Origin of the sequence: Brachybacterium tyrofermentans (assembly GCF_014897585.1) — a bacterium.
GTDB lineage: Bacteria > Actinomycetota > Actinomycetes > Actinomycetales > Dermabacteraceae > Brachybacterium > Brachybacterium tyrofermentans.
The window spans coordinates 1-8,736 of record NZ_JABUXW010000051.1; the positions used below are offsets into that span (position 1 = coordinate 1).

Here is an 8,736-nt window from a genome sequence, read left to right on the forward strand (position 1 = left end):
CAGGCCGCCCTACGGGCAAGCCAGATCAGATGTCACCCATCCTTGCGGCAGTCCCTCAGTGCAGGTGACGGCGTGCCATATACGAGCGCCATAATGATCCGTGCCAGAACTCAACCAGAGCAGGCAGTTGTGACACAGGAGGAACGGCAGAGATGACCCTCTATGGCTACGCGCGCGTGTCCACCGAAGATCAATCCCTCCAACGGCAGCTCGACGCTCTGCACGGGCGCGGCGTGGACCCGGAGCACGTCTACACAGAGAAGGCATCCGGAGCATCGGAGCGCCGGCCCGTCCTGGACCATCTACTGACTGACATGCTCACCGCCGGCGACACTCTGGTCATCACCGATCTGGACCGACTCTCCCGGCGCACCGCACGGATCATCCTCACGCTGGACGAGCTAGCAAGCCGCAGCATCACCGTGGAATCCCTGTACGAGAACGTAGACACCAGCACCGCAGACGGCCTATTCAGCGTGACGATCCTCGGCGCACTCGCACAACGAGAACGAGACCGCATCGCAGAGCGCACCCGCGCCGGCCTCGCAGCAGCACGCGCCCGTGGACGCCACCCAGGCCGGCCCATCAGCGTCACGCCCGAGCAGTACGAGACCGTGCTCATGCTCCGAGCCCTGGGAAAGTCGTACCGAGAGGTAGCAGCCGCGACCGGGATCTCCGCGAGCACGGTGGCCCGAATCGCACGCGAAGAGACCCCCGGCCACAAGAACTACCGGGAGCGCGCACAGCAGCAGGCCACTCTCCGACCGTAGGCACGAGCAGCCAAGCCCGAGAGTCAGAGCACCGCCGTACAGTCCCCGCGTGAACCTAGACAGCATCCCTACGGGCGAAGTCCTCACCGAGCTAGACGGGCTCGCGATCTTGCCTCCGTTGATCCGTACGCCCCACGGCTGGATCGAACAGAAGCCGGTCAGGTGCGGAACCTGCAATGGCGCACGATTCCTCATCGGCTGGGCAGCATGTCCCTGCCGACCGGACACCCTGGCACCAGGTCACCGAACCTGGTTGTGCTGCACATGCGGACAGCATGAACGCATCGGTTGCAGAGACGCTCAGGCGCAGCGCGGACCTATGGAGGAGTACGGCTGCACCCGCTGGCACCTCACCGCAGAGAACCGCGATCGCGCGCAGCCCCGGCCCATCGACTCAGCGCATCAGTAGGTACTGCATGCAGTAGGTCAGTAGGTCAGTAGAGATTTCTACCTAGGCGCGTCACGGCGCATGGTTCCTTCTGGACGGTGAAAGGTGGGCGCGTGCTTGCCGTACCCGACAGGGGTGTCCCCGACTAATATCTCCGGCTGCCGGCCCCGTGGTCGGTCCGGGGTCTGTGGTCCAGAGTGGAGAGGTCGAGGGGGATCTTCCATTGTTACTGCATTCAGTACCTCAGTAGGTCAGTACCTCAGTAGTTCCTCAGTGGCCTACGTGCGCGGGATTGGTGTCGTGATGGCCGCGCTTGTCTGGGCATGAGAAAAACGCGCCTAGTACCGATCGCGGCCGCCGCCCTGCTCATGGCCGGCTGCTCTGAACCTCGTGCCACTTTCGAGACGCCGCCTCCGAGCGAGGCTGAGACTTCCGCCGCCGAGGAGCCGGCCGAGGAGGAGGCCACCGAGGAGCAGGCCACCGAGCAGACGTGGGACGTAGCACCCAGCGAGGAGGCCCCGTTGGTGCGTGGTGACGAGGGGCCGCCGGCAGCCGAGGAGGGAGACGCCGAGGCGGCAGCCGAAGCCGGCACGGATGCCATCACCGCGTTTTTCGACACGAAGGACGCAGAGGAGTGGTGGCCGCAGTTCTCCACCCACCTCACGCCGGCAGCGCAGGATGTGTGGCAGTACACCGATCCGGGCCGAGTGCCCAGCGGGAAGGTCGAGGGGACCGTGGAGCTTGGTCCGGTCAGCGCCACCGATGCGGAGGTGACGGTGCCTTCCTCGATCGGTGACTTCCACCTGGTGCTCGTGCGCGAGACCGGGGATGACCCGTGGAAGGTGTCAGCGATCGAACCGCCCGAGGAGGCGCAGGAGGGATGAAGAAGAAACTCATCGCCGGCGGCCTCACGGTCGGTTGCTTCGCGTCCGTGGCACTGGTGGCCGGCGCGGGAGTCGTTGGCATCGGCATGTTCGCCGGCAGCACGGGCAGCAACGATGCGATCTGTGCCGGCCAGTCGCTCTCCGTCAGCGTCGAGGGGGACATGCCGGCCCCGGTCGGAGACTTCACCCCGGCGGCGATGGAACAGGCAGCGATCATCGTCAAGGTGGGAGAGGCCGAGGGTATTTCCTCCGGTGGGCAGCTTGTCGCCCTTATGACGGCGATGCAGGAATCTCGTCTCGGTGATAACCCCAGCACCTATTCCCCGGACGAGAACGGGGACGCGGGAGTTTTCCAACAGCGGCAGCTCCCCGGTTGGTACGGGACGCTGGAGGAAGTCAAGGACACGGCTTACGCGGCGAAGGTGTTCTACAAGGGAAAGACCGTCGAGAAGGAAGAAAAGGGCGGGGCCGGCCCGAAGGGCTATCACATTCCCGGATTGGTGAATGTAGATGGTTGGGAGTCGCTTCCGCCGACCGTGGCAGCGCAGCGTGTCCAGCGCAGCGCGTACCCCGATGCCTACGCCAAGCACCAAGGCCAGGCCCGCGAGATCCTGTCTGCGCTGTCCGGTGTGGACGTGACGATCGACGAGGCCGAGGCCGGCTCCGCGGTGTGCTCGATCGGTGCGAGCGATGGCTCCACCGTCGAGGCGACCGGGGACATGAAGGCTGTTCTGGAGACCGCGAACACCACTTTGGGACTGCCGTACGTGTTCGGCGGGGGAGGCTGGGACGGCCCCACCGGAGGCGGCCAAGACTGCTCGGGACTCACCACGTATGCCTACGCGCAGGCCGGCATCCGACTCCCGCGCACCGCTCGTTCCCAGTGGGCCGCTCTGCGATCCCACGAGGTATCGCCCTCGGAGATCCAGACCGGCGATCTGATCTTTGAGTCCTGGGGCCGGCTCGGCTCCGACGTGTCCCACGTCGGGATGTATATCGGGGACGGAAAGATGATCGAGGCCTCCCGAGGAGCCAGCCGCACCAAGATCAGCGACGCGCGCCTCTCCGGTCCGCAGACCGTGGGCATCGCGCGCGTGCCCGAGAACTTCACCCAGTGACCCGCCATGGACACCCCGCAGCGCGCACCCCCGCCGGTACACCCACCACCGCCATCTGACTACCGAGGAGGACCCATGAAGATCACCGTCTGGTGCAAGTGCTCAATCGCAGTGAGCAACTCTCGAATGACTTCGCAGTTGCGGTGTGATTGCCCTTCCTGTTGAGGTCGCGGTCCAGCCGTCCCATGGCGACTCGTTGCCGTCGCGACGATCACGCCGACGATGCCCTCCATCTTTGAGATAGTGACGGCGAGCCCGATTAGCTTCGGCCTGAGCAACAGTCCCTGTAGCGACGCGCGCGCCGCAGACGAAACTCGCCGCGAACGGTCACCCAACGGCCGGCAGCGCCGATGTTGGTTCACCTTCACCTTTGCCGATGCTAGGAACTGAGAGCCCAAGCGGCTCCGCGCGCGGTTGCCGGGGAAATTGGGAGAACGAGCATGGTCGCGCCCCACGTCGTATTAGACGAGTATCATGCTGTGATCACTCGGCAGCTCAGCGGCACCGATCATGAAGCCGTTAAACGGCCGTCGAACTTCGATAGCTAGGAGGTGGGAGTATTGGAGCGATTCGGCCCGCTGGAAGAAGTGGCGGAAGGCCTCGCTGTCGGCGACCCCCGTCGCCACGCTCTGCTGCTCACACCCCCGGGAGTCGTTCACCTCGTCCAGAACGAATGGCGATCGGCGTTCGATTGGTCCGAGATTGTCTTACTTAACCTAGACTTGAAGAGTTCCAGGCACGCACTTGCAGGATGGATAACGCAGATCTCATACGCAGCGCTGATCGCTGCAGTGTACGACGATCCAGGCTTCGTCCCAAAAGACGGAAGCACTGCAATTACGGACGTCGATGGCGTTACTATCTCTCTCCCGGTTAGCCGACACCATTTCGGCGGCTACTGGTATCGGAGCCTCTTGAGCACTCAAGGAATGCTGAATCAGTTCATACGCAATCCGGAGAGCCGCGAGCTACTAACTGACCCCGGTGTGGTCATATCAATGGTTCGCAAAGTCGCGAAGTCCAAGACGCCAGCCAGCCCTCCGTGATCTTCATGGAAGGCTAGCTGATAGTTGTTACCGCTCCAGTTGCCGCGTTAGGCGCTTCTTCTGGCGATGGAGCCGCCACCAGCGCGTCGTGTTTCGCAACTGGACTCGACCTAGTTCCTCGAGGCTGGGAAGCCCCCGCTCAGCCAGAATCGAAGAGATCTTCTCCTTACCCTCCCCTTCGTTGCGCTCCACCACGCTCTGAGCCGCCACCACTCTTTCTGATGCGAGAGGGTTATCGCCGATCTGCCTCTCAACTTCTAGGAGATCTGCTTCGAGCTCGGATCTGCTTCGGCGTCTGAACATCGACATCACTTCATGAAGATGCAAGCTACGGCCCCACGGCCGAAGGCGGCCAAGATTGAGTAGGGAGTACCCAGCTGTGCGATGCGCGTGATGTCGGGGCCCTTGAGGCCAATGCCAACCAGGCACTTGACCATCCACGGTGCAAGGAAGATCGGATCAGACACGACGGGGTAAGCGACGTTCTCGGTGTCCTGGTGGTCCACGACCTGAGTCAAAGTCGGCCCGTCTACCTCGAACCAGGTATCGACGGGCTTGCCCTCCGCATCCGAGGCCCACGGCTCTCCGAACACCAGCACCGTATTACCAGCAGCATCAACCACCATGGCTGCCCCGCTAGGAGTCACTTGGATACTCTGCTCCTCAGCGAGGTCGAGCTCGTAGGTGTAGCTCGTCGAGGCTTCCTCATTCGCGATGGCAGTCAGCATCTGCACGCCACGCTCCGTCACCACGACGGCGTTAGCGCTGCTCGTATCTGGATATGTAAAAGTGCCGTCCTCAAGCAACTCCACGGAGTCAGCCTTTTCAGAATTCGGCAATTGAATGGCTAGGGTTTCACCTCCGGCTTCTTGGAACGTCACGCCCTGCGAGGCGTCGCTAGGAACTCCAACGCTCCCACCACCAATAGGAACCGAGTATCCCAAGCCATCAGCCCCATAGGCGTCCGGCGAAACCGGCGCGACCAACAAGTCGGAATCATGCGTCTCTACGTTCTGCAGAGATTCCTCGACTCGTTCCGCTGAAACGGTCTCTGACGCTGGCTGTTCCGCGACAGCGACACCGGTTCCCGCAAGAACCATTGCTCCCGCGAGCAAGACTGATGTCAGCGCCCCGAATACTCTTCTACCCCCGTGCGTGGATCGCGCCATCGTGATCTACCCCTCAGTGTGATTTGATAAACGACAGTGTTCGTCTGCGGCACTCTACCTGCGCGCGTACCGAGTCACAAGACGGTGACGGGCGAGCGTGGATATGTGTACGGTACGCCGAGCGTCCCTACTCCCCTGCATAGGTTCCCGAACACGCGGGTTACTCGTTCGCGCGACTTCGGACAGAGATGCTGTGGTCGGGCTCGGCTCGAGGCCGGATCGCAGGGTATTGCGCATAGGCGGATGCTGCGACGGTCTGCCATCTTGCAGCAACGTTCGGTGACGCTCCGGTGAGGTCGCAGAGTGGTGCGACGGGCATGGTGGCGGCGAGGTTTAGCAGTGCGGCTCCTCGGAGCTCGACCAGGCCGCAGTTGAGGTGTTGCAGTTCGGTGGTGAACCGGCTGGCGTGCACGTGTTCACCAGCTCGCAGCTTCGACGGGAAGATCCACGTTGACTCCGTGTCCCATCGCCGTGGGGTGGCGAGTTGCCGTCGGATCAGCGCTGGCAAGGGCGGCGGCAGCTGGAAGGGTGTCGCCCCGAGCCGGAGCTGCATCCCGTCGGTGTCATCGATGATGCTGGCGGTGGTCAGGCCTGCGATCGTCGTGCTTGGCCTGCCCGATATCCCGGCGAGTAGCCCGCAGATGCGGGTTCTGAGCCGGATTGTTTCGTCGGTCGCGAATCGGTGCATCCACGCCCGGTAGGTATCGATTGGGTACGCGGTATAGGGAATCGCATATGGAGAAGGGACCGGGTGGATCCGTTCGGCGATGCCTCTCTGCGACGCCCAGCGCAAGAACACAGCGAGCGGTTCGAAGTTGCGCGGGTACCGGTCGAGATAAGACTCCACGGCGTCTTGCGGGGCGGTCTTCAGCTCGATCCCATCAGTATCAAGGTGGGCGAGAAAGTCAGCGGCGATACGGCACACGCGGCGGGCGCGAACGAACGTGCCGTCTGTGATCCCGTTGCGTTGGACGAATAGCCGGATGCGGGCAGGAACGTGCCACCGGCAGAACGGGCCGAGGGTGCGCGTGATGTGTTCGGGGCGGCCCTGGAGGAACGTGTCGATCCAGGCCATGAACTGCACGGATGCGGTGTCCCGCGGTTCGAGCGCGCCCACGTCGACGAGCGAATGCCGTAGCAGGCTCGCCGCCTGGACCGTGGGGTGGCGGTCCAACGCTTCGTGGGTGAGCTCGATGTCCTCGGTGAGAATTTCACACAGGATCGCTGCGGATGCACTGCGGCCGGGCCAGCGTGCCATGCTCTTGGGTTCAGGGTGTTCGAAGAGGCGTTGCCGGAGCGGTTCGAGCGCCCGACGGCGGGCGGGCGTTCCGGCGGCGAACAGGTCGTCTATGGCGATGCGTGCAAGGCACGGGTAGCAGCGTTTCCCGTTGCGGATGTCCTCGACGCCACACTCGGCGCAGATGAACCGCGATCGCACCCCGGTGCATGCCGAGCACGCCAGAGTACCGTCGTCGGCGACCGACGCGACCAGGCCGACCGTGCCGCAGCGCGGGCAGGGGCGGCGTGTGCCGCGGATGATGCTGAAGCAGGGGTCACAAGTCGCGCCGCCGAGGAACTTGACCCGGACTCGCCGCTCCCTGCCGCAGTGGACGCAAGGCTCGATCTTGCCGGGCGCGCACTGGGGGCAGATCGGGCCATCCGCTGTTCTGTTCTGGACTAGCCGGTCGTGCCCGCATCGGATGCACGCCTCCTTCGCCTCCGGCTGCCGGCGGCGGCACGTGCCGCACACGCTCTTCCCCTCGATGCGGTGCGAGATCACTCTGGTCTTGTCGCACTCATCGCAGCGACGGGTGTATCGAGCTTTCCGGCACGTGTTGCAGACTCTACGCCCATCCTCGAGCGTTTGCGTGAGTAGCTGTCCCCCGCCGCATTCGCCGCATGCTGGCAGTACGACCGGGAACCCGCTGGCTCGGAGCATCCGCAGCAAACGTTGCGCCTGACGGGGAAGGTGCGGATCGGCGTCGCTGATCCAGGTCGCGTCCACCCTGGCAAGGAAACGTCGAAAATGTGCCTGCCCCTGTGGCGTGGGGGCAAGCTGCTCGAGCAGTGCACGCACCCCCGCCTCGCCGACCGCCGTCCACGGATCACCGTGAGCGAGCAGTGCGGCGGTGTTGTCGAGAAGAGCGGTAGATGATCGAGAGGTCACGATTTGTCGGGCCGGGTGATCCGTGCCGGGACAGTCTTGAGTGTGCCGATGTCGGTGACCGTGCCGCCATCGGCGGCTTTTGGCTGCGCACGTGCCGCAACGGTGAAGCTGATCAGGTCGTTCGGTGTGCAGTCGAGGATCACGCAGAGCGCGTCGAGGACTTCGATATTCAGTCGTTGCGGGTTGGATGTCACCAGGCGGTAGACCTGCTCGCGTGAGAGTTTCACGCCCTGCTCGGCGAGCAGCGGCACCAGCTCGGTGGTCTTGTAGATGCCGCGCTCGGCAAGCTTGCGGCGAAGATGCCAATCGAACTGCCGGGTCATGCGGTTTCTCCTTCTCCGAGCACGCGCCGCAGCGCTTCTTGGAAGATCCGATTCTTGAAATCGTCACCGACCGACGTGTAAATCGCGGTCGTCGACGAGTGATTGTGTCCGACCTGCTCCTGCACGAACTGGGCGGCGTAGCCGAACTCGACCAGGTGGGTCACGTAGGAGTGGCGGAGGCTGTGCAACGTCAGCGCAGGATCCAAGCCCGCCGCCTCGCGGATCTGCGCGAACCGGTGGTCCACCGTGCGGGTTGTCATGCGAGTGCGTCGCGCACTGACCCACAGAGCATCAGTCGCAGGTGCGAGCCGCGGACGGACTTCCTCAACCCAGTAGCGAAGCCCTTCCGACGCCCACGCGAATTCCGGGCACGCCAGCACGGTGCGGCGGCGAGGCGGTGATCCCCTCATCGCCTTGCCGTATCGAACCTGCACCTTCGCATACGCGCCCCACTCGGGAACGTAGGGATTGGGGCGGAGGTCGTTCAGATCGAGCATCACCGCCTCGCGACGTCGGAGCCCGAACGCGTAGACCGTCTTGAAGAACTGGGCGTCACGCAATGCGGGCAACGCACCCTTCTTGCGGCCCTCGAGTAGGTCGTGGGCGCGTTCATCGGCCTGAGCGAAGAAGGCCTCGAGCTCGTCGTACCCGAACGGCCGTCGAGTGGGCCGCGCTTCGAACTCGGCCAGGTGCGCGAAGGTGTTCCACGGATGACAGATCTGGGCTGGCGCGGCCCCGAACCGTTCTAGACAGACATCGGCCCAGTCGTAGGACGGGTGCGAGACGTACCCGCAGAAGCCCTTCAAGATCTGGTGGGGAGGTGTCAAGTTTTCTGTGTAAGGGGCCGGTCGAACAGCCTCTCTGCCGGGTG

7 protein-coding genes are annotated in these 8,736 nt (G+C 63.9%); 3 read left to right on the forward strand and 4 right to left on the reverse strand.

Translation table 11 applies throughout. The annotated features are described in order from the left end of the window. The first annotated feature begins 152 nt into the window (after positions 1-152). From INT49_RS20175 to INT49_RS20185, 3 genes are all read left to right on the forward strand, one after another. Complete coding sequence (locus INT49_RS20175) at positions 153-770, forward strand: recombinase family protein (RefSeq protein ID WP_193119532.1); 618 nt, start codon at positions 153-155, stop codon at positions 768-770. Between the two features lie 711 nt (positions 771-1,481). Then, the gene (locus INT49_RS20180; RefSeq protein WP_193119533.1) at positions 1,482-2,042 is read left to right on the forward strand and encodes a hypothetical protein; all 561 of its coding nucleotides are present in this window, start codon (positions 1,482-1,484) and stop codon (positions 2,040-2,042) included. Next, positions 2,039-3,160 (forward strand): C40 family peptidase, encoded by a 1,122-nt coding sequence (locus INT49_RS20185; protein ID WP_193119534.1) that lies wholly within the window; start codon positions 2,039-2,041, stop codon positions 3,158-3,160. The genes INT49_RS20180 and INT49_RS20185 overlap by 4 nt, the downstream gene beginning before the upstream one ends. 1,354 nt (positions 3,161-4,514) lie before the next feature. Here the strand turns inward: INT49_RS20185 and INT49_RS20190 are convergent. The 4 genes from INT49_RS20190 to INT49_RS20205 form a co-directional block, all read right to left on the reverse strand. Then, on the reverse strand, positions 4,515-5,375 hold the full coding sequence (locus INT49_RS20190) for a hypothetical protein (RefSeq protein WP_193106593.1): 861 nt from the start codon (positions 5,373-5,375) through the stop codon (positions 4,515-4,517). A gap of 160 nt (positions 5,376-5,535) precedes the next feature. Then, positions 5,536-7,542 carry a hypothetical protein gene (locus tag INT49_RS20195; protein WP_193119535.1) on the reverse strand — a complete coding sequence of 669 codons (2,007 nt, stop codon included), beginning with the start codon at positions 7,540-7,542 and terminating at the stop codon, positions 5,536-5,538. Further along, positions 7,539-7,865, reverse strand: coding sequence for a helix-turn-helix domain-containing protein (locus tag INT49_RS20200; protein ID WP_193106592.1), 327 nt, complete (start codon positions 7,863-7,865; stop codon positions 7,539-7,541). The genes INT49_RS20195 and INT49_RS20200 overlap by 4 nt, the downstream gene beginning before the upstream one ends. Then, positions 7,862-8,736 (reverse strand): tyrosine-type recombinase/integrase (locus INT49_RS20205; RefSeq protein ID WP_193119536.1); only part of this gene is annotated, 875 nt, incomplete at its 5' end. The genes INT49_RS20200 and INT49_RS20205, both read right to left, overlap by 4 nt.